The organism is Kitasatospora setae KM-6054 (genome assembly GCF_000269985.1).
Classification (GTDB): domain Bacteria; phylum Actinomycetota; class Actinomycetes; order Streptomycetales; family Streptomycetaceae; genus Kitasatospora; species Kitasatospora setae.
On the sequence record NC_016109.1, the window covers coordinates 1,230,399 to 1,250,322 of the forward strand.

At 76.4% G+C, this 19,924-nt stretch carries 20 protein-coding genes; 10 read left to right on the top strand and 10 right to left on the bottom strand.

Features of this window, described 5'->3' with window-relative positions:
• Window positions 1-12: 12 nt before the first annotated feature.
• The 3 genes from KSE_RS05390 to KSE_RS05400 form a co-directional block, all read right to left on the bottom strand.
• On the bottom strand, window positions 13-903 hold the full coding sequence (locus KSE_RS05390; protein WP_014134262.1) for a Gfo/Idh/MocA family protein: 891 nt from the start codon (window positions 901-903) through the stop codon (window positions 13-15).
• Between the two features lie 38 nt (window positions 904-941).
• The gene (locus tag KSE_RS05395) at window positions 942-1,637 is read right to left on the bottom strand and encodes an O-methyltransferase (protein WP_407927420.1); all 696 of its coding nucleotides are present in this window, start codon (window positions 1,635-1,637) and stop codon (window positions 942-944) included.
• Window positions 1,638-1,783: 146 nt separating this feature from the next.
• Window positions 1,784-2,458, bottom strand: a complete 675-nt coding sequence (locus KSE_RS05400) for a DedA family protein (RefSeq protein WP_014134264.1) — start codon at window positions 2,456-2,458, stop codon at window positions 1,784-1,786.
• A 320-nt stretch (window positions 2,459-2,778) separates the two neighbouring features.
• Between KSE_RS05400 and KSE_RS05405 the strand changes: the two genes are divergently transcribed.
• The gene (locus KSE_RS05405) at window positions 2,779-3,684 is read left to right on the top strand and encodes an aldo/keto reductase (RefSeq protein WP_014134265.1); all 906 of its coding nucleotides are present in this window, start codon (window positions 2,779-2,781) and stop codon (window positions 3,682-3,684) included.
• A 95-nt stretch (window positions 3,685-3,779) separates the two neighbouring features.
• Window positions 3,780-4,361, top strand: a complete 582-nt coding sequence (locus KSE_RS05410; protein ID WP_014134266.1) for a hypothetical protein — start codon at window positions 3,780-3,782, stop codon at window positions 4,359-4,361.
• Between the two features lie 40 nt (window positions 4,362-4,401).
• Here the strand turns inward: KSE_RS05410 and KSE_RS05415 are convergent, their stop codons facing one another.
• From KSE_RS05415 to KSE_RS05430, 4 genes are all read right to left on the bottom strand, one after another.
• A complete protein-coding gene (locus KSE_RS05415; RefSeq protein ID WP_014134013.1) occupies window positions 4,402-5,229 on the bottom strand; it encodes an alpha/beta fold hydrolase in 828 nt (275 codons plus the stop codon).
• A gap of 222 nt (window positions 5,230-5,451) precedes the next feature.
• Window positions 5,452-5,670, bottom strand: a complete 219-nt coding sequence (locus KSE_RS05420; RefSeq protein WP_033260281.1) for a hypothetical protein — start codon at window positions 5,668-5,670, stop codon at window positions 5,452-5,454.
• Window positions 5,671-5,720: 50 nt separating this feature from the next.
• On the bottom strand, window positions 5,721-6,527 hold the full coding sequence (locus tag KSE_RS05425) for an SGNH/GDSL hydrolase family protein (protein WP_148283063.1): 807 nt from the start codon (window positions 6,525-6,527) through the stop codon (window positions 5,721-5,723).
• Between the two features lie 539 nt (window positions 6,528-7,066).
• Window positions 7,067-8,074: an HD domain-containing protein gene (locus KSE_RS05430; RefSeq protein WP_106437600.1), complete on the bottom strand. Its 1,008-nt coding sequence runs from the start codon at window positions 8,072-8,074 to the stop codon at window positions 7,067-7,069.
• Between the two features lie 286 nt (window positions 8,075-8,360).
• On the opposite strand from KSE_RS05430, the gene KSE_RS05435 reads away from it, so the two are divergent.
• Window positions 8,361-9,029, top strand: a complete 669-nt coding sequence (locus tag KSE_RS05435) for a hypothetical protein (protein WP_014134270.1) — start codon at window positions 8,361-8,363, stop codon at window positions 9,027-9,029.
• Between the two features lie 174 nt (window positions 9,030-9,203).
• Here the strand turns inward: KSE_RS05435 and KSE_RS05440 are convergent, their stop codons facing one another.
• Complete coding sequence (locus KSE_RS05440; protein WP_014134271.1) at window positions 9,204-10,250, bottom strand: LacI family DNA-binding transcriptional regulator; 1,047 nt, start codon at window positions 10,248-10,250, stop codon at window positions 9,204-9,206.
• A 227-nt stretch (window positions 10,251-10,477) separates the two neighbouring features.
• On the opposite strand from KSE_RS05440, the gene KSE_RS05445 reads away from it, so the two are divergent.
• From KSE_RS05445 to KSE_RS05470, 6 genes are all read left to right on the top strand, one after another.
• A complete protein-coding gene (locus tag KSE_RS05445; RefSeq protein WP_231873123.1) occupies window positions 10,478-11,500 on the top strand; it encodes an ROK family protein in 1,023 nt (340 codons plus the stop codon).
• A 342-nt stretch (window positions 11,501-11,842) separates the two neighbouring features.
• Window positions 11,843-12,241 (top strand): DnaJ family domain-containing protein, encoded by a 399-nt coding sequence (locus KSE_RS05450; protein ID WP_014134273.1) that lies wholly within the window; start codon window positions 11,843-11,845, stop codon window positions 12,239-12,241.
• 307 nt (window positions 12,242-12,548) lie between these two features.
• A complete protein-coding gene (locus tag KSE_RS05455) occupies window positions 12,549-14,054 on the top strand; it encodes a hypothetical protein (protein WP_148283064.1) in 1,506 nt (501 codons plus the stop codon).
• Window positions 13,987-14,193 (top strand): hypothetical protein, encoded by a 207-nt coding sequence (locus KSE_RS05460; protein ID WP_033260282.1) that lies wholly within the window; start codon window positions 13,987-13,989, stop codon window positions 14,191-14,193. Before KSE_RS05455 ends, KSE_RS05460 begins: the two co-directional genes overlap by 68 nt.
• Window positions 14,194-14,508: 315 nt before the next feature.
• Window positions 14,509-15,651, top strand: coding sequence for a Cmx/CmrA family chloramphenicol efflux MFS transporter (locus KSE_RS05465; RefSeq protein WP_014134276.1), 1,143 nt, complete (start codon window positions 14,509-14,511; stop codon window positions 15,649-15,651).
• Window positions 15,652-15,814: 163 nt separating this feature from the next.
• Complete coding sequence (locus tag KSE_RS05470) at window positions 15,815-16,510, top strand: hypothetical protein (RefSeq protein ID WP_014134277.1); 696 nt, start codon at window positions 15,815-15,817, stop codon at window positions 16,508-16,510.
• Between the two features lie 34 nt (window positions 16,511-16,544).
• On the opposite strand, the gene KSE_RS05475 is transcribed toward KSE_RS05470, so the two are convergent.
• Window positions 16,545-17,321 carry an SDR family oxidoreductase gene (locus KSE_RS05475; protein WP_033260283.1) on the bottom strand — a complete coding sequence of 259 codons (777 nt, stop codon included), beginning with the start codon at window positions 17,319-17,321 and terminating at the stop codon, window positions 16,545-16,547.
• 75 nt (window positions 17,322-17,396) lie between these two features.
• Window positions 17,397-18,680 (bottom strand): cytochrome P450, encoded by a 1,284-nt coding sequence (locus KSE_RS05480; RefSeq protein ID WP_014134279.1) that lies wholly within the window; start codon window positions 18,678-18,680, stop codon window positions 17,397-17,399.
• Window positions 18,681-19,152: 472 nt separating this feature from the next.
• On the opposite strand from KSE_RS05480, the gene KSE_RS05485 reads away from it, so the two are divergent.
• Window positions 19,153-19,791, top strand: coding sequence for a hypothetical protein (locus tag KSE_RS05485; protein ID WP_033260438.1), 639 nt, complete (start codon window positions 19,153-19,155; stop codon window positions 19,789-19,791).
• Window positions 19,792-19,924 lie beyond the last annotated feature (133 nt).

The following is a 19,924-nucleotide window of genomic DNA, read 5'->3' on the forward strand; positions in this document are numbered from 1 at the left end:
CCGGGCGGCGGGCTACTTCCCGCCGCGCAGCAGCTGCTCCTCGGCGGTGGCCAGCACCTCGACCACCCGGCGGCCGAAGCGGACGTCGCAGGGGTGCGGGACGCCGGTGCGGACCGACTCCAGCAGGGCGTCGACCATCAGGCCGAAGGCGGCGACGGCCTCGGTGTCGCGCTCGGGCAGGGTGGTGACGCCGGCCGCGCCGCGCAGTTCGAGCGCGGCGCCGCGGGCGGAGGCGGCGGGCGGGGCGGTCAGGCTGAGGGTGACGGTGCTGGAGGCGCCGCCGCGGTGGCGCAGCACCAGGTGGACGGTGTCGGCGGGGCCGGGCACGGCGGTGAGCTGCTCGACGTCGCCGAGGACGGGCAGCAGGACGGAGAGCGCGTGCGGGCCGACGTCCCAGAGCGCGCCCTTCTGCTGGCGCCAGGGGGACGCGGCGAACGGGCTGTCGGTGGTGAAGACCGAGCCGATCCAGTGGCAGTGGGCGGTGAACCAGCCGCCGGCGGCGGCCTGTTCGGCGATCCAGGCCCGCTGGGTGGGGCCGAACCGGGTGGTGAAGAAGACCGTGGAGGCGACGCCGGAGGCGGCGGCCGCGTCCTCGACGGCGCGGGCGGCGTCGACGGTCGCGGCGATCGGCTTGTCCAGCAGCAGGTGCTTGCCGGCCTGGGCGGCCCGGGCCGCGTACTCGGCCTGCACGTCCGGCGGGAGGGCGATGGCGACCGCGTCGACGTCGGCGAGCAGGGCGTCGACCGTCGGGTGGGCGGGGACGCCGTGCACGGCCGCGAGTTCGGCGGCGGCTTCGGGGCGGCGGCCCCAGAGGCCGGCGAAGGTGACGTCGGGGTGGGCGGCCAGGGCGGGGGCGTGCACGAAGCCCGCCCAGGGGCCGGTGCCGAGGAGTCCGATGCGCATGGCGCCCAGTCTTCCACCCCGGCACCGCCCGGCGGGGCCTACCCCTCCAGGACCCTGATCAGGGTGAACCCGTCGTGGCCCCGGCTGCCGACGGTCTGCACGGTGGTGGCGTCCAGCCGCTTCTCGCCCGCGATCAGCTCGTGCATCCGCCGCACGCCCACGACCGCCGGGTCGGTGCTGTCGGCGTCGGCGAGCTTCCCCTCGCGCACCACGTTGTCGACCACGATCACCGAGCCGGGCCGGGCGAGGGCCAGCGCGGACTCCACGTAGTGCGGGATGTTGGCCTTGTCGGCGTCGACGAAGAAGAAGTCGTACGGTTCGACCCCACGCGCGATCAGCTCGGCCAGCGTGTCGCTCGCGGCGCCGAGCCGGACCTCGGCGCGGTCGGCGAGGCCGGCCCGCTCCAGGTTGGCGGTGGCGACGGCGGCGTGCGCCGGGTCGATCTCCAGCGTGGTCAGGGTGCCGTCGGCGGGCAGCGCGCGGGCCAGCCAGATCGCGCTGTAGCCGGCCAGCGTGCCGATCTCCAGGATCCGCCGGGCGCCCTGGATCCGGGCCAGCAGGTGCAGCAGCTTGCCCTGGTTGGCGGCCACCGCGATCGGCGGCAGCCCGGCCTCCTCGGCGGCCGCGCCCGCCGCGTCCAGTGCCGCGTCCGGCCCGATCAGCAGCGCCTCGGCGTACTCGTCGACGTCCGCCCAGAGCTGCGGGTCGTTCTCCTGCACAGTGCTTCTCCCCACGTTCCGTGATCGTTCCGCGATCGTTCCGAACCGAATCCGCCGACCACCTACCCGCCCCGGAAGCATCCGGAACACCCCGGAGAACGCCGAGGCCGCCACACCCGGCGGGGGTGCGGCGGCCTCGGGCCGGCGGGGGCGGCCCCGGATCAGTCGGTGCTCTCGGCGAAGGTCTCGGCGAGCGGTTCGCCGCTCTTGCCGCCGGACTGCTCGGGGTGCGCGGCGCGGGACTTCGCGGCCTTCCGCTTGAGCAGCAGCGCCGACCCGGCACCGAACAGCACGGCCGCGCCGAGGCCGATGTACGAGGCGCCCTGGAGGTACTTCTCGGCGACCTTGCCGACCTGGTAGACCAGCAGCGTGGTGCCGCCGGCCCAGACCACGCCGCCGAGCACGTTGGCGGTGAGGAACTTCCAGTACGGCATCCGCAGGGTGCCGGCCAGCGGGCCCGCGAAGATCCGGAGCAGGGCGATGAAGCGGCCGAAGAAGACCGCCCACATGCCCCAGCGCTGGAACTGCGCCTCGGCGGTGGCCAGGTGCTCGGGCCCGAAGTGCTTGGGGAACTTGCGGCCGAGCTTCTCGAACAGCGGCCGGCCGCCCTTGTGGCCGATCGCGTAGCCGATCGAGTCGCCGATGATGGCGCCCGCGATCGCGCAGATCGCCACGCCCCAGGGGCTGACCGTCCCGTTGGCGGCCAGCAGCGAGGCGGTGACCAGGGCGATCTCGCCGGGCAGCGGGATGCCGAGGCTCTCCAGGCCGATGATCAGGCCGATCAACGCGTACACCAGGGCCGGTGGGACGTCGTTGAACCATTGGTCGACGTGCAAGGCGGAGTACCTCCGTCAGGGCAGGACAAGGCCGCCGACACGTCGTACGGCACACAGGAAAATTTCGGCAAAGAACCAGCCGGGTCAGCCTAACCGCTCCCACTCACCCCGCCGAGCGCTTCCCCGCAGCCAACGCCCGCCGCCGCCGGGCGGTTCCCGGCGGGCCGCGCACACCGGATCCAACGCGCCGCGCCCACCCGTCCGTTCCCGGTCCGGGTGTGAGATCGCTCAACGCCCGCACCCCTGTCGCCACCGCCCCCGACCAGCGGATACTCCGTCCCCCGGCCGCATCCGCGCGGCCGCGGACCCCAGGGGGAACCATGACCGCGCACGCCTCCGCCGCAGGCACCCGGCGCCTCGGCGAACTGACCGTCAACCGGCTCGGCTACGGCGCGATGCGCCTGACCGGCAACGGCATGCACGGCAACTCCGACGGCCCGCCGGTCGACCGGGCCGCCGCCGTCCGGCTGCTGCACACCGCGTTCGAGCACGGCGTCGACCACGTCGACACCGCCTCGTTCTACTTCTCGCCGCTGCGCTCCGCCAACGAGCTGATCGGCCGGGCGCTGGCCGGCTGGCCCGGCGCCGACCGGATCACCGTCGCCACCAAGGTCGGCCCCGGCCGCACCCCCGACGGCGAGTGGTACACCATGGCCCGGCCCGACCAGCTGCGCGCCCAGGTCGAGGAGAACCTGCGCCAGCTCGGCACCGACCGCCTCGACCTGGTCAACCTGCGCCGCAACGGGCCCGGCTTGGAGTCCGTCGCCGAGCACTTCGGCGTGCTCGCCGAACTCCGGCGGGCCGGGCTGATCCGCGAGCTGGGCCTGTCCAACGCCCGCCCCGAACACGTCCGCCAGGCCCGGGAGATCGCGCCCGTGGTCTGCGTGCAGAACTCGTACGGCCTCGACCGGCGGCTGGCCGACGAGAACGGCCTGCTGGAGCTCTGCCGCGAACTCGACATCGCCTTCGTGCCGTTCTTCGCCATCTCCGGCCTGGCCCGCGAGTCCGCCCCCACCGCCGAACGGGACGCCCGGGTCCGGGCCGTCGCCGCCGCGCACGGCGCCACCCCCGCCCAGGTCCGCCTCGCCTGGACGCTGCACCGCGGCCCGCACGTCCTGGCCATCCCCGGCACCAGGGACCCGGCCCACCTCGCCGAGAACCTGGACGCCGGGGCGCTACGCCTCACCGACGCCCAACTCGCCCTGCTGGACGCCCCGGTGGCCTGAGCGGCCCGCCCGCCGGGCCGGGTTACGGCGGGTGGGCCCGGCCCGCTAGGCTCCGCGTCCTGGTACGGACGGTTCGGACGGTTCGGAGGGGACGGATGGGGCTTTCGGGGGCGCGGGGACGGACCTGGCGGGGCAGGGCGGCACTGGCGGGGGCGGCGCTGCTGCTCGGTGCGGCGGCCTGCACCTCGGGGGGCGGCGGCAAGGACGCGGCGGCGGGCCCGGGCCCGGGGGGCTCGCTCTGCCGGGCCCTGATCACCGCCGAGGACGTCCCGCCGGGCTTCGCCGCCGCCCCCTCGACCCCGCCGTGCGACGACACCCAGGACACCCAGACCGCGCAGTTCCCGGGGGCGCACGGCGGCTTGGAGGTGGCCGACGAGCTGCTCCGGCGGGTCGGCCCGGCGGAGGCCGCGGACGGGCTGGGCCGGCTCGTCGAGGAGCTGAACGTCCTGTCCGGCCGGCCGGAGGAGCAGGACGCGGCGGCGTTCCGCGACCTGGGGGACGAGGCCCGCTACTTCCACCGCCACCTGGGGCAGAGCGACTGGAGCACCCTCTACGTCCGGCGCGGCGGCCTGCTGGTCTACCTGCACGTGGTGCGGACCGGCCCGGACGCGTTCTCCCCGGCCGAGCTGCACGCGTTCGCCGCGAAGGCCGTCGCGCGGGCCGGACGGCTCGGCTGAACCGTCCGGGCCGCGCGACGGCCTCCGGCAGGAGGCGGGGTCAGGTCTTGAGGAAGTCGAGCAGGTCCTGGTTGAAGCGCTCCTTGTCGCCGGGGACGACGGCGATGCCGTGCGAGCCGCCCTCGTAGACCTTGAGGACGGCGCCGGGGACGAGCTTGGCGGTCTTGCGGCCGGTGGCGTCGATCGGGACGACCTGGTCGTCGTCGCCGTGGACGACCAGCAGCGGGATGTCGAACTTCTTCAGGTCCTCGTGGAAGTCGGTGTACGCGAAGGCGTCGACGCAGGCGACGCCGCCCTGGATGGTCTCGGCCATCGCCATGTACCAGAAGGCGTCCTTGTTGCCCTCGGTGGCCTTGGTGCCGGGCCGGTTCGCGGACAGGAACCCGACCGCGGTGTCCTTCCAGAACTGCGAGCGCTCGTTGACGATCCCGGCCTTGATGCCGTCGAAGACGGACTCCGGGACGCCCTCGGGGTTGTCCGGGCCCTGGAGCATCAGCGGCGGGATGGCGGAGAGCAGCACGGCGGAGCGGACCCGGCCGGTGCCGTGCCGGCCGATGTAGCGGGCCAGCTCGCCGCCGCCCATCGAGTGCGCGACGAGCGTGACGTCGCGCAGGTCGAGGCTGGTCAGCAGGTCGTTCAGGTCGTCGGCGAAGGTGTCGAAGTCGTAGCCGTCCCAGACCGGGGTGGAGCGGCCGTGGCCGCGCCGGTCGTGGGCGATGCCGCGGTAGCCGGCGTCGGCGACGGCCTTCAGCTGGTCCTGCCAGGCGTCGCCGTTCAGCGGCCAGCCGTGGATGAAGACGACCGGGCGGCCGCTCCCCCAGTCCTTGTAGAAGATCTCCACGCCGTCGCGGGTGGTGCAGTGGGGCATGTGCGTCTCCGATCCGGGGCCGGGGCGCCGCGCTCGGCGGGCCCGGCGGGGATGGGCGGGGTGACGGTGCGCCCGTGCGGCCGGGAGCGGCGGGACGGCGACACCTCGACCATTGAAGGCACAGCCGTCCCCCGTCCGCACCCGGAACCGGACCGGCGATCGGGCCGGCGATCGGGCCGGGCCGCGCCGCCACCGCTCAACTCACCTGTCCCGCAGGGAGGTTCAGGAAGGTTCGACACAGAAGACGGCCGCCCGGACCCACGCGCCGCTCGGAGTGGCGGCCAGGCCGCGGATCCGGATGACGGCGCGTTCGCCGGGCAGCAGGGTGGTCAGGCCGCGGTCGGCGGTGGCGGCCGGGTCGATCCGGTCGGCCTGCACCAGCAGGTCGCGGACCAGGGTGCGGGCGGTGACGACCACGTCGACCTCCGCACCGCCCCGCACCACCCCGCTCCCCCGCCGCCCCGCCCGCGCCCCGCCCCCGCTCACCGGGCTCACCGCGCTCGGTCTCCCGTTCCGGCGACCGGCGTGGCCAGGCCCTCCGCGACGGCGGCGGCCAGCGCCCGGTCGAAGGTCTCCGCGAGCCGCCGGTAGCCCCCGTCGCTGGGGTGCAGCCGGTCCGGCAGCTCCTCCGGGGTCAGCGCGGGCGCGGCCGTGTAACGGACCTTGGCGCCGGCCGCCCGCTTCGCCTCGACCGCCCGGCTCAGCGTCGCGTTGTGGTCGGCGACCGCGTCGAGCACGGTCGGCGTGGTCGGGATCAGGCCCATCACCAGGACGGTCACGCCGGGCCGGTCGGCCAGGATCCGGTCGATCAGCGCCGACGTCCGGTCCGCGGTGTGCTCGCGGTCGGTGCCCCGGTTCAGGTCGTTGATGCCGATGTGCAGCAGCACGACGTCCGGCTCGGCGGCGGCCAGCCACCCGTCGATCCCGGCCGCGATCTGGTCGACCGTGAACCCGGTGTGGCCCTCGTTGTCCGGGTCGGGCACCGCGCCGTTGTGCCGGGAACCCACCAGGTCGACGACGTAACCGCCCCGCCCGGCCACGAGTTCGGCGAACGGCCCGCGGTAGCCGGCGTCGCTGCTGCTCGCGTACCCGGCGGTGATCGAGTCCCCGAGCGGCATCACCCGCAACACCGGCAGCACCGACGGGGAGCCCTGCGCGGCCGCCGAGCCGCTCGCACCGGCCGAACCGCCCGAACCGGTGGCCGTCCCGCTGCCCGCACAGGCGGTGACCAGGACGGCCAAGACCGCCAGGACGGCCAGGACGGCCGCCGCCGGGCCCGCTCCGGTGCCGCGCTTCATCGGCTCCTCCTCGCTCCGGGCCGGGTGATCGGCCCCGCCGACGACGATAACCCGGCCGCCCGGCACGGCGGTCGACCGGACGCCCGCCGCCGACCTCACGCCCGAACTCCTCGCCCTGCTGCGCGAGTCGGCGGCCGTCGCCCACGACCGGCCGGCCGGACGCCTCGTCCTCGCGCCGCGCGTCCTGCCCGAACCGCTCGCCGCCCCCGACCCCTCCTGGGCGCCGGCCGCGCCGGTCCCGCTGGGTCCGCCGGCCGCCACCGCCGACAGCGCCGCCGTTGGCGCCCCTGCGGGCACCGGTCGCCGCGCTGCTCGCGGACCGCCGCCCGCACGGCCGGACCGCCGCCGCCGAGGCCCACCGGCGCCTCACCGGCGCCCCGGAGCTGCCCGGCGCCGGCCTGATCGCCCGGCTCGACCCGGAGCGGGACGTGCTGCGCGCGTTGCCCATGCTCGGCGCACTGCCCGAACTCCCGTCCGAGGCAAGCCCGTTCCGGCGCGGAGTGGCGCTCGCCCTCGCCCTGCTCCGCGGCCGACCGGCCTCAACTCGCCCAGCGGACCCGGAATTCGAGCGGCAACAGCGCCAACCGCTCGAGTTCCTCGGCGAGTTCGGGCGCGGCCTGCTCGACCGTCCGGCCCGCCACCAGCGGCGCGGAGCGGTAGATCTTGCGCAGCGAGAACCCCCATCCCTCCCCGTCCGCCGTGCCGGTGGCGACCAGCAGTTGGTGCGGCTGGTAGCGCAGTCGGCGGCTCTCGTCCCGGGTGGCGGGGCAGGCGTCGAGCGCGGCCCAGAACTCGGCGTCGGTCAGCCGGACCAGCCGCCGCGCGCTCGGCCCGCCGCTGTCGAGGAGCCGTCGGGCGAGGCGGCGGGTGACCGAGACCGGGCCGACGTTGTCCCAGGAGGTGTGCAGCCGGGCCTCCGCCCCGACCAGGGCGACCAGCACGGCGGCGGTCTCCCGGTCGGTCGAGACCGCCGCGCCCGCCAACCGGAGCCGGCCCAGCAACTCGGCCGGATCCACGTCGAGTTGACCGCCCGCCCGGCCGCTGCGGACGTACGAGTCGAGGTGGTCGAGGCTGAGCAGGCCGGGGTGCCCGGTGAGCGGCGTCCGGGGCTCGCCGTCGAGCAGCGCGGCCACCGCCTCGGGGCGGATACCGTGGCGCTCCAGGACCGGGCGGACCGGCTCGGCGGACAACAGCCCGGCGCCCAGGGCGTGGTGGTCGAGTCCGCCGACGCCCTCGAAGGTGTGGCTCAGCGGCAGGTGCCCGATGTCGTGCAACAGCGCGGCGACCCGCAGCAGTTCGTCCTCCGGCCGGAAGTGCGCGGCCAACGCCAGGACGCCCAGCGAGTGTTCGAGCCGGGAGTACGACTGCAGGGTGGTCAGCGCGGACGCCCCGGCGTGCGCCACGTACTGCAGCCGCCGCACCGGCTCGCAGCGCAGCAACTCGACCTCCACCGGCGCCAGCCGCACCTCCACCCGCCACAGCGGATCGACGAACCGCCCGCCCCCACCCGCCACACTGCTCGGCACCGCCCGCACACCCTGGTCCATCCGGCCAGCCTAGGTGTGCGCGTTCACAGCGCCTGATGACTTGGCCGGTGGGCCGGTCCGCCCGCCTCGCCCGCGCCCCGCGGATCCCCATCCTGTCAGGTCACCGCCGCGCGACGGCACATCCCCTCCCGGCGCGGCCCCCTCCCGGCGCGGCCCCCTCCCGGCGCGGCCGCCGCCCGCCCGGGCCCGGACGGACCCCCGCACCTGACGCCGGATCAGACCCTGGTAACGTCGCACCCTCCGCCGGGCACCCCGGTTGGAGTACCCCGAACGGGGATCCGACGGCATGACCACCGCGACGACCGCGCAGCAGCGCCTGCACCACGCCTTGGACGCCCTCGGCCGCACCGCCCGCCCCGGACCGGCGGTCGACGGCTGCGGCCACTGCTACACCCCCGCGCAACTGGCCGCCCTGTCCGGCCCGCCCGACCTGATCCCGGACCGGCTGCTGCACTCCGCGGCCGCGAAGTCCCCCGCCCACTGGACGGACTTCCCCACCCTCTACCGGCGCCTCGCCCCGCGCCTGCTCCGCCAGTTGACCACCCGCACCCTCGCCGTCGACGGCCCGCTGATCGCCGCCCGCCTGGTCGCCGCCGCCTGGACGGACTGGCACCGCGCCGACCTCGTCCGCGACGTCCTGGACGCCTGGTGGCCCGCCACCCTCGACGACCCAGCCGCCCCCGCCGAAGAGGTCCTCGCCACCCTCGCCGTCGCCACCGGCACCGTCACCCCCTGGCTGACCACCTGGTCCGCGACCCGCACCCCCACCGCCGACCGCCACCTCACCCGCACCCTCGACAGCTGGCTGCACGACGCCCGCCTCCCCGACCTCCACCTCGGCTTCCACCGCGAACTCCCGGTCGGCCCCGAGACGGTGGCCTGGCTCCTCGCCCAACCCGAGGACCGGATCGGCCCGGAACAGCGCTACTGGCTGGAACTGTCCCTGCGAGGCTGAGCCGCGCGAACCGGCCCGGCTGGCCTCCCTCGCCTCCTGCCCCCTCCACCCCGGACGGCCCGCCGGTTCAGCCGGCGGGCCGTCCCCGTGCTCCGGCAGGAGCCGCGCGGCAGCGGACCGGCCTCGAAGCCGGAGTCGGAGTCGGAGTCGGAGTCGGCCGGAGGCCGGGGCGGGTCAGTCCGGCGGCGGGGCCTCGCCGGAGCCGCGCGGGATGAGCAGGGTGGGGATCTCCAGGCGGGCGGGGGCGGTGGTGTCGCCGGCCAGGCGGTCGAAGAGGCGGCGGGCGGCGAGCGCGCCGAGCGCGACGGGGTCCTGGGCGACGACGGTGAGGGCGGGGGTGAGCAGGTCGGCGAGTTCGAGGTCGTCGAAGCCGACCAGGGCGGGGCGGCGTTCGGCGGGGAGGTGGTGGAGGGCGGCCAGGGTGACCCGGTTGTTGGCGGTGAACAGGGCGGTGACGGGGTCGGGGCCGGTGGTGAGGCGGTGGACGGCGGCGGCGACCCGGGCCCGGCCGGTGGGGCCGCAGTCGACCCAGCGTTCGTCGACGGGCAGGCCGGCCTCGGCCATCGCGGTGCGGTAGCCGCGGGCGCGTTCGGCGGCGGTGTGGATGGACGGGAGGTCGCCGACGAAGCCGATCCGGCGGTGGCCGCGGGAGATCAGGTGGGCGGTGCCGACCCGGGCGCCGCCCGCGTTGTCGCTGAGCACGGCATCGGCGTCGATGCGGCTGCCGGGGCGGTCCAGGAAGACCACGGGCGTGCCGGACTCGATCTCGGGCAGCAGGTAGCGGTGGTCGTCCCCGGCCGGGACGACGATCAGCCCGTCCACCCGGCGGGCGCAGAACGCCAGCGCCAACTCCCGTTCGCGGTCCGGGTCCTCGGCGCTGGAGCCGGTGAACAGCAGGCAGCCCTCGGCGGCGGCGACCTGTTCGACGGCGCGGGAGAGCGCGGAGGAGAACGGGTCGCTGATGTCCTCCAGCAGCAGGGCGACGCTCGCCGTCCGGCCGGTGCGCAGCAGTCGCGCGCTGTCGTTGCGCCGGAACCCGAGCGCCTCGATCGTGGTCCGCACCCGGGCGGCCATCTCGGGCGTGACGCCGCTCTCCCCGTTCACCACCCGGGAGACCGTCTTCAGCCCGACCCCGGCGGCGGCCGCGACGTCCTTCATGGTGGGGCGGGCGCCGCGGGTACCGCGGGTGCCGCGGGTGCCGCCGGCAGGGCTGCTGGTCATGGCAGGGAGGATAGTGCGCGTACCCCTGCGCCTGGCAGGCCCGCTCCTTCCCGCGTCCGCTTCCGGCCGTGCCGAGCGGGGGGCGTACGCGGGTGCGCCGGGTCCTCGGACCGCGACCGGAGCGGCTGGACAACGTTGTCAGGGCGGGCCAGAATCAGCCGGAGCAACCCGGCGGCGCCCTGCCCTGCACCACGGCGCTCCCCTGCCACACCCGCGGAGACGTCACGATGAGTTACGACATGGCCGGTACCGCCGTCACAGCCGGGCCTCACGGGCCCGACGGGCCCGCGCCGGACGGTGCCGGCGCGCCCGGGGCGCTGATCGCGGCCCTCGACATCGGCGGCACCAAGATCGCGGGCGGGCTGGTCGACGAGCACGGCGTCCTGCGCCACCGGGTGCGGGTCCCCACCCCCGCCACCGGTGACCGCGACGAGTTGATGACCGCCGTCGACCACGTCCTGGACGACCTCTCCCGCCACCCCGACTGGCTCCGCGTCCGCGCGCTCGGCATCGGCAGCGCCGGGCCCGTCGACACCGCGCGCGGCACCGTCAGCCCGGTGAACCTCCCCGGCTGGCGCGAGTTCCCGCTGCGCGCGGAGACCGCCCGGCACCCGGCCGCCGCCCACCTGCCGATCGTCCTCGGCGGCGACGCCATCGCGATGACCGCCGCCGAGCACTGGCGGGGCGCGGCCCGCCCGTACCGCAACGCGCTGTGCCTGGTGGTCTCCACCGGCATCGGCGCCGGGATCGTCCTGGACGGCGTCCTGCACACCGGAACCACCGGCAACGCCGGCCACCTCGGGCACATCACCGTCGACTTCGCCGGCCGCCCCTGCCCCTGCGGCTCGCGCGGCTGCCTCGAAGGGCTCGCCTCCGGCACCGCGATCGCCCGCACCGCCACCGAACTCGGCTGGCGCCCCGGCCCCGACGGCGACCCCACCGCGGGCGCCGTCGCCCGCGCCGCCCACGCCGGCGACCCGCTCGCGCTGGCCGCCTTCGACCGGGCCGCCCGCGCCCTCGCCGCCGGCATCGCCGCCACCGCGACGCTGGTCGAACTCGACGCCGCCGTGATCGGCGGCGGGGTCGCCCAGGCCGGATCCGTCCTGTTCGAGCCGCTGACCCGGCACCTCGCCGACTACGCGACCCTCCCCTTCACCCGCCACCTCACCCTGCACCCCGCCCTCCTCGGCACCGACGCCGGCCTGATCGGCGCCGCCGCCCTCACCCGCCCCGCCACCACCCACCCCTGACCCACCCGACCACCCGACCCCGTGCCCGCCCGCGCGCCGGGGTGGTCCGGCCGGGACACCACCGCGCCGTCACCCCGAACGTTCCACCCGGACGTTCCGCCCGGCGGTGCCACCGAGCCTGGTCGCCGCCGGGGACGACAGCGTCCTGCTGCTCGGCCCGCGCCTCGCCCCGCCGCCGGCCGCCGCCCCTGTTCCGGGCGCGCGGACCGGGGTGCGCCCCTCGTCCCTCACGGATGCGCCCCTTCCCTTCCGCGCTCCCCGTCCCCGGGGTCCCCGGTGGCGGGGGCTCCCGTAGGATCGGCAGGGACACCCCTTTCTGCTGCTGCACGGGAGGACCATCGCATGACGGAACGCAAGCCCCCCGGTGTGACCTTCGAGAGCTGGGTCGACCGGCAGATCCGCGAGGCCACCGAGCGCGGTGCGTTCGACGATCTGCCCGGCGCGGGCAAGCCGCTGGCCAACGAGAACCAGCCGTACCACGAGATGTGGTGGATCCGGGAGAAGATGGAACGCGAGGGCCTCTCCTACCTGCCGCCGTCGCTGGTCCTGCGCGCCGAACTCCGGGACGCGCTCGACACCGCCCGGCTGGCCCCGACCGAACCCCTGCTGCGCAGCCGCCTCGCCGAGGCCAACGCCCGGATCGAGGCCGCCCTGCGCCGCCCGATCGAGGGGCCGCCGCTGGGCCTGGCCCCGGTGGACGTCGAGTCGGTCGTCGCCGAGTGGCGCAGCAGCCACTCCTGAGCGCTCCCGCACCGCCCCCGGAAAACCGTTCGACACGATCGGTGACGGAGGATCAGAATCGGCGCATGTCCTACCGAATCGAGTCCGTCCTCCCCCGGTGAGCGCCGAGCCGCAGCGCGCCCACCCCGCGCCGCACACGTCCGCGCCGCACCGATCCACCCCGCACGAGCCCCCGTTGTACGAGGTCCTGCTGGGCCTGACCCGCGCGTCGCCCGACGGTCTTCCGCCCCGGTCGGGTTTCCGGCGGCTGCGTCCGGCCGCACCAGTGCCCGTGGGCGCGGGGGCGACGCCCTGGGCTTCGGCGCAGTTGGCCGTCCGAGCGGTGTTCGAGGCGTGGTCGGGTGATTTCGCCGTGCTGGCCGGGGAGTTGGAGCGGCTCCGGCTGCCCGAGCGCTGCGCCCGGCTGGTCGCGTCCGCCGCCGCCGCGCTGCCGGTCGCCGATCCGGCAGCGGCCCGGGCGGCGGGTCGGCTGCTGGCGGCGCAGGGACGCTCGCTGCCCGCCGTCGCCGCGGGCATCGCGCTGCTGGGCCGGTTCGGCACGGCGGCGGACGTCCCGCTGCTCTCGCTCCTCGGCACGGCCAACGCGCTGCACGCTCCTGCCGTCGCCGCACTGGAGCGGTTGGAGGAAGCAGCGGGGCCGGCGGGGCCGGACGGGCGGGCCGCCGCCGTCCTGCACCTGACCGTCCGGGGTGAGCGGGCGACGGTCGGGCCGCTGCTGCGGGTGCTGCGCTCCGCCGACCACCGGGTCCGGCGCAAGGCCCTGCTCGGGCTGCCCGCCGACCTGCCGACGGTCGACCCGGCCGACGCCCGCCGGATCCTGGAGGCGTTCGACGCGGCCGCGCTGTTGGACGCCTTCCCGCACGACACCCTGCTGGTCGCCGCCACCGGCCGGCTGCTGGTCCGGACGGCCGCCGCCTGCGACCCGGCCGACCTGCTCGCCTGCCGCGCGGCGCCGGGCCTGTACGCGCGGGTGGTGGGCCGGGCGGGCACGCTCGTCCCGCGCTTCGAGCACGTCGCGCTGCTGCTCTCGCTGGCGCACGACCTGGACAGCGGCACCGCCGCGCTGCTCCCCGGGCACTCACCGGTCCGGCGGTCCGCGCTGCTCGCCGAACTCGGCCGGGTGCTGGCCGAACCGGCCTGGACGGCGGTGGTCGCCGCCATCGGGCGGCGGCCCGGCGCGGCCGCGCGGACCGGCTGGGTCCGCCGCGCCGGACACCGCCTGTTCGAAGCGCCCGCGCCGGCCGGCCGGTTCCGGATCGCGGTGGTGGAGCCGGATCCGGCCCGCCCGGGCCGCTCGGAGGCCCGACTGCTGGTCGACGGGCTCCCGCTCGTCCCCCGCCTGTTCCCGCACGGGCCGACGCTCGGCCCCGCCGAACTGCTGGACGGCGGCCCGCCGTCGGGCGGCGGCCCGCTGCGGGCCAGCCGGGAGCCGCAGGCGGTGCGGCTGGCGGAGGCGTCCTGTGGCGAAGCGTGCTGCGGTGCGCTGTGGGTGACCGTGCGGCGGGTGGCGGGCGAGGTGCGCTGGAGCGACTTCCGCCACCACGAGCACGCCGCTCCGCTGCCGGGCGTCGCCGCGCTGCGCTTCGACGCCCGCGACTACGACGCGGAACTCGCCCGGGCCGGACGCCACGACGACGACGGCGGTGACCGTCTCGGCGGCGGTGGCCCCGGCCGGGGCGTTCCCGCTGCCGGGGCCGGCCCTGTCGCGGATCCCGGTGGCGGCGCTGTTCACGGTGATGGTGTGGGTGCCCGCCGCGACCCTCGACCGGCACTCGGCCCGCCCGGCCACCCCGCGCCGCTTCCCGACCGCTGAACTCGCCGTCGCGGCGGTGACGGTGGTCGCGGCGGTCGCCACCCGCAAGCTGGCGGTCGGCTCGCGGCCGGCGCTGGCCGTCTTCGTCTCCGCCAACGAGCACGACCGCCTCAGCGGCGAACTCACGTTCGCCTGCTGACGGTTGCGGCGGCGCGGGGTAGGCTGCCGGACGTGGTGAGCCCTGAGTCGGACGAGGTGGGGGCTTTCGGTCACGCCGTCAGCCCCTGAAGTCCCGAACGCCCGAACCGCCTGAACCGCCCTGACAGCCGGGCCCGTTCGGGCGGCTCCCGGTGCCGTCCGCAGCCGGACGCGCCGGTGCGCCCGTACGCCCGCGCGGCCGTGCATCCGCGCGGCCGTGCATCCGCGCGCTCATGGGCCGCTCGTACGGGGGAGTTGGCGGTGGTGACGAGACGACGTCCCCGTTCCGTCCCCCTCCCACCCCGGAGTCACCTCCATGCCCTTCTCTCTCTACCTGCTCGCCCTGGCGGTCTTCGCCATGGGCACCTCGGAGTTCCTGCCGGCCGGCCTACTGCCCGAACTGGCCGCCGGTCTCGGTGTGTCGGTCGGGACGGCGGGCGCGCTGGCGTCCGCCTTCGCGCTCGGGATGGTGGTGGGCGCGCCGCTGATGGCGGTGTGGGCCCGCCGGTGGCCGCGTCGGGCCGGGTTGTTCGGGTTCGTGGCGGTGTTCGCGGCGGCGCACGCGGCCGGTGCGCTGACCGGTTCGTTCCACGTGCTGCTGGCCACCCGGGTGGTGGCGGCGCTGGCGAACGCCGGGTTCCTCGCGCTGGCGGTGGCCACGGCGGCGGCGCTGGTGGTGCCCGAGCGCCGGGGCCGGGCGTTGGGCGTGCTGCTGTCGGGGACGACGGCGGCGACCGTCGCGGGGGTGCCGGCGGGGGCGCTGCTCGGCCAACTGCTGGACTGGCGGGCCGCGTTCTGGGCGGTGGCGGTGCTGTGCGTCCCGGCAGCGCTCGGGGTGCTGCTGGGCGTTCCGGCCGGGGCGGGCGGGGCGGGGGCACCGGCGTTGCGCGTCGAGCTCGCCCAACTCGCCCGGCCCGGGCTGTGGTCGGCGCTGCTGGCGGCGGCGCTGGTGAACGCGGGGACGTTCGGCGCGTTCACCTTCCTCGCCCCGGTGGTGACCGGCCCGGCGGGGCTGGGCCGGGGCTGGGTGCCGGTGGTGCTGGTGCTGTTCGGCGCGGGCACCTTCCTCGGGGTGAACGCGGCCGGCCGGCTGGCCGACCGCCACTCCCGCGGGCTGCTGCTCGTGGGCGGCCCGTCGCTGCTGCTCGGCTGGCCGGCGCTGGCCGCGGCCGCGGGCCGTCCGGCCGTCCTGCTGCCGCTGGTCCTGCTGCTGGGCGCGCTGGCGTTCGCGGTCGGCGCGACGCTGATCACCCGGGCGCTGTACGAGGGTTCGGGTGCGCCGACGCTCTCGGGCGGGTACGCGACGGCCGCCCTGAACCTGGGTGCGGTCGCCGGTCCGCTGCTCGCCGCGGCGACCCTCCGGTCGCCGACCGGCCCGTTCCGTTCGGCGGCGCTGCTGGTGGCGGCGGCGCTGCTGGTCTGCGCGGTCGGCCGGGCGCTGTCCCGCGCCCGCCGGTGACCGCACCCGCCGGTGACCGCGTGCCCCAGTGACCGCGTGCCCCGGTGACCACGCGGCGCGGGCAGCCCTCCCGGTGATCGGACCGTCCGGCCTGCGGTAGGGTACCCGCTCACACCGAACGGAATATCGAATTCCGCTTCTTCGCCATTCGTGGGGGACCCCCGTGCCGGACACCGAGCAGGAACCGCAGCGCACCCGGTCGATCGACAGCCTGCGCTCGATCTGGGCGGCGGGCGGCGAGCCGCAGCCGGTGCCGCCTTGGTACCGGCGGATCAGCGGCAGGCGGGTCCTCGTCGTGGCGGCCTGCCTGACGGCGGTGTCGGCCGGTTTCCTGGCGATCAGCGCGGTCGACTCCGGTGCGCAGCGGTACCGGGTGGTGCTGCCGACCGACACCGCGGGGCTGCCCCGGGTCGCCGACGACCAGGAGTTGGCCGGCCTGCGGCTCTCCTACCAACGGGACAACAGCCGGCGCTACGGTCGGCACGCCGCCGACGTCCAGGGGTACGGGCGGCCGGGCGCGACCGGCCTGCGGGAGAGCGAACTGCTGGCGGTGGCCATGGAGGGCACGGTGCCGGACGCCGCCCGGGCCGCGACCGAGATGCTGGGCGGCTACTCGCCCCAGGGCAGCTCGCTCTCCGACGGCACCCCGGTCACGGACATGCGGACCTTCGAACCGGGCCCGCTCGGCGGCACGCTCGCCTGCGCGATGATCGGGAAGGCCGGCGAACAGGTCGCGGCCTGCTCCTGGGCGGACGGCAGCACCCTGGGCCACCTGGTCGACCGGACCGGCGAACTGAGCCTCGACGAGATGGCCGTGCGCACCCGCGACCTGCGCGCCCGCACCGAACAGCCCGCCTGACCCCCGCCGCCCAGCCCCGCCCCTCCCCCTTCCCCTACTTCAACCCGCCGCTGCTCTGCAGCAGTTGGCCGTTGACCCACTGCCCCTGCGGCGAGCAGAGGAAGTCGACCAGGTGCGCGGCGTCCCGCGGGGTGCCGAGCCGGGCCAGCGGGGTCTGCCGGGTCATCTCCTCGCGCAGTTCCCCGCTCATCCAGCCGGTGTCGGTCGGGCCGGGATCGATCACGTTGGCGGTCACGCCGAGGTGGGCGAGTTCGCGGGCGGCGGCGCGGGTGATCCGGTCCAGCGCACCCTTGCTGGCCCCGTACGGGAGGTTGCCGGCGGTGTGGTCGCTGGTCAGCGCGACGATCCGGCCGGTGCCGAACGGGCCGGTGAAGCGCAGTCCGAACTCGCGGATCAGCAGCCAGCTCGCCCGGGCGTTGACCGCGAAGTGCCGGTCGAAGCTCTCCACCGTGGTGTCCAGCAGCCCGGAGTCGACGGACTCGGCGTGGCTGAGCACCAGGGCGGTGACCGGGCCGAGCCCGGCCTCCACCCGGTCGAACAGCCGGGCGGGCGCCTCGGGATCGGCCAGGTCGGCCGGTACCGCGAGATGGCGGGCCCCGTGCGCCCCGAGCGCGGCGCCGACGGCCGCCGCCGCGCCCTCCTCGACGCCCCAGGGCATCCGGTCGTCGTAGGGCGTCCAGTAGCTGTGGGCGACGTCCCACCCCGAGGCGGCGAGGCGCTCGGCGATGCCGGCTCCGATGCCGACCGTCCGGCCGACGCCGGTCACCAGCGCGACGGGACGGACGGGCGCCCGGTTCTCTTCTGCTCTCACGGCGCCCGATCCTGACAGTTCGTCAACCCGCCTGACAAACCATTTCCCGCCCCACCCCCTGCGCCCCCTGCTCCCCTACTCCCCCTGCGGGTGCAGCACCGCCCGGACCGGGCCGGCGGGGTGCACGGTGATCGCGTAGCCGACCTCTTCGGGCGTCTCGCGGATCTCGGCCCGGTAGGCGGGCAGCAGTTCCTCCAGCAGCAGCACCATCTCGCGCACGGCGAACTGCGCCCCGACGCAGGCGCGCGGGCCGAGCCCGAACGGGAAGTACGCCCCGGGCACCGGCCGCCGCCCGGCCTCCAGGAAGCGCTGCGGCCTGAACTCCTCCGGATCGGGCCAGAGTTCCGCGTCCCGGTGGGTCAGGTAGGGGCAGAGCAGCACCGTCATCCCGGCCTCGACGGCCAGGCCGTCCAGGGTGTCCGCGGCGGCGGCGTACCGGGGCATCAGCCAGGCGACGGGGTACAGCCGCAGCGTCTCGTCGACCAGCGCCCGGATCGCGGCGGCCCGTTCGGGGGAGCCGACCGGGCCGGCGGCCAGCGCCCAGTCGCGCTGTTCGGGGTGGGCGTCGAGCAGCAGGAACAGCCAGCTGAGCGCGGTCGCGGTGGTCTCGTAGCCGGCGACCACCAGGGTGAGCAGCTCATCGCGGACCAACCGCTCGGTGTAGTCCGGGAGTTCGGCCGCCGCCTTGAGCAGCACCGCCAGCAGGTGCGGCTCCTCCGCCTCACCGGCGAGCGCGATGGCGTGCGCGGCCGCGACGTCGGCCCGCTCGTTGGCCTCCCGGAAGTCGTCGGCGATCTCGCCGGTCGCGGGCGCGAACGCGGGGATCGCGGCGAGGCTGTCCCCGGCGGCGATCAGCCGCTGGTGGGTCTCCGGGTCGAGCGGGTGGGCGGTGAGCGAGCGCCAGATCACCTCGAGCGAGAAGTGCCGCAGGTCGGCGTCGATCTCCCGGGCCTCCCCGGTCGCGGCGGCCGCCGCCCACCGCTCGGCGATCCCGGCGACCGCCGCCCGGATCTGCGGCTCGTACGCCCGGATCCCGCGCCCGGTGAACTGCGGGTGCAGCACCTTCCGTTGGCGCTTCCAGGGCTCCCCGGAGGCGCACAGCAGCCCGTCGCCGAGCAGCACCTTGGCCCGGTGCCCGTGCTTCACGTACGTGTCGGGGTTCTTCGCCAGCACGTGCTGCACCTGCTCGGCACCGGTCACCAGCACGATCCGCCGCTCCCCCAGCCGGAACCCGGCGACCGGACCCAACTCCCGTGCGGCCTCGAACAGTTCGATCAGCTTTCCGCCGCCGTCCCGCCAGCGGGCCAGCGCCCCGGCGTCGAGTTCGGGCGGAACACTGGTGGCTGCCGTCGTGGTCAAGGCGGTCTCCTGCCGTGCTGGTCTGCGCTGCCGGAACGCTTCCCACCCTAACGACCACGGACCGCCACCGCGGGAAAACCCTCCAGCAGCCCACCAAGCAGCCCGTCCAGCAGCGGGGGGGGGGGTGAGCCGGGGGGCCGACCGGCGATGACACGGCGGATCTCGGGGGTCGGGCCGGCGGCGAGGGCACGGACGGCGTCCGACGGCGCTTTCGGGTCCGTCCGCGCACGCCCTCGGGAAGACGGGCCCGCGGCTGTGGCGGGCGCCACTGCGCCCGCGTGACGCTCCCCACCCCGCTCCCTCCCGCGACGCCTCCCCCGGGGCCCCCGCCACCCCCGCCGCACCCCCTCCCGCCCGTGCGCCGTCCGCCCGACACCCCCTTTACACAGGGCTTATTCATCTTGGGGGCGGTCGCGGCGGGGGCCGTCCGGCCCTCGTCCCCGGGACGTTCGGCGTGCCATACTCCTTCACCATGACCGGCATTCACGCGACCAAGGCCCTGCGGGGCGCGGTGTTCACCGCGCTCGCCGTGCCGCTGGCCGCGTTCGGCCAGGTGGCGATCACCGGGCGCGCGCTGCCGCTCACCCTGGTCGCGGCGGCGAGTGTCGCGGTCTTCCTGCTGGCGGTGGTCCTCGACGGGGCGCGCCGCCGTTTCCTGTTGCTGTCCTCCGTGCTGGTGCCGGTGGAGCTGCTGCTGAACACGGCGTTCAACCTCGGTCAGGACGCCTGTGCGCGCCCGGCCCGCGGGGTGGACCTGCTGGTCTGCGGCGGCGACTCGGTCGGTGCCTCGGAGTGGTTCGCGCAGTGGACGCACGGTTCGGCCGGCCTGCTGCGCGTGCTGGTCCTGGCCGTGCACGTGGCGCTGGCGCTGGCCGCCGCGGCCTGGCTGCGCCTGGCGGACGCCGCGCTGAGCGGTGTCGCCGAGGCCCTGGAGGCGCTGGCCCGCCTGCTGCCCGCGCCTTGGCGCGCCCTGCTGCTGGCCGCCCGTCCGGGCTGCCCGGCCGCGCTGCTGCCGGCCGCCGGCACCGAGCCGGTCCGGCGCCGTCCGCAGGTGCTGCTGCTCTCCCCCGCTCCGCGTCGCGGCCCTCCGCAGCCGGCCTGCGCCCGCTGACGGACCGCTCCCGCCACGCCGTACGAAGTACGTAGTGCGCCGTGTGCCGCACGCCGTTCCGTCCGGGCGCCGCTGCCGCAGCTCGCCCACCCTGTGACCCGCATCCCGCCGTACCGCGCCGTGCCGTGCCGTG

Bases quoted from the DNA above. Each gene is read 5' to 3' on its own strand.
- KSE_RS05465 (WP_014134276.1), top strand. From the start codon at position 14,509: ATGCCCTTCTCTCTCTACCTGCTCGCCCTGGCGGTCTTCGCCATGGGC.
- KSE_RS05485 (WP_033260438.1), top strand. From the start codon at position 19,153: ATGACCGGCATTCACGCGACCAAGGCCCTGCGGGGCGCGGTGTTCACC.
- KSE_RS05445 (WP_231873123.1), top strand. From the start codon at position 10,478: ATGAGTTACGACATGGCCGGTACCGCCGTCACAGCCGGGCCTCACGGG.
- KSE_RS05450 (WP_014134273.1), top strand. From the start codon at position 11,843: ATGACGGAACGCAAGCCCCCCGGTGTGACCTTCGAGAGCTGGGTCGAC.
- KSE_RS05390 (WP_014134262.1), bottom strand. From the start codon at position 903: ATGCGCATCGGACTCCTCGGCACCGGCCCCTGGGCGGGCTTCGTGCAC.
- KSE_RS05415 (WP_014134013.1), bottom strand. From the start codon at position 5,229: ATGCCCCACTGCACCACCCGCGACGGCGTGGAGATCTTCTACAAGGAC.
- KSE_RS05440 (WP_014134271.1), bottom strand. From the start codon at position 10,250: ATGACCAGCAGCCCTGCCGGCGGCACCCGCGGCACCCGCGGTACCCGC.
- KSE_RS05430 (WP_106437600.1), bottom strand. From the start codon at position 8,074: ATGGACCAGGGTGTGCGGGCGGTGCCGAGCAGTGTGGCGGGTGGGGGC.
- KSE_RS05410 (WP_014134266.1), top strand. From the start codon at position 3,780: ATGGGGCTTTCGGGGGCGCGGGGACGGACCTGGCGGGGCAGGGCGGCA.
- KSE_RS05425 (WP_148283063.1), bottom strand. From the start codon at position 6,527: ATGAAGCGCGGCACCGGAGCGGGCCCGGCGGCGGCCGTCCTGGCCGTC.
- KSE_RS05435 (WP_014134270.1), top strand. From the start codon at position 8,361: ATGACCACCGCGACGACCGCGCAGCAGCGCCTGCACCACGCCTTGGAC.
- KSE_RS05405 (WP_014134265.1), top strand. From the start codon at position 2,779: ATGACCGCGCACGCCTCCGCCGCAGGCACCCGGCGCCTCGGCGAACTG.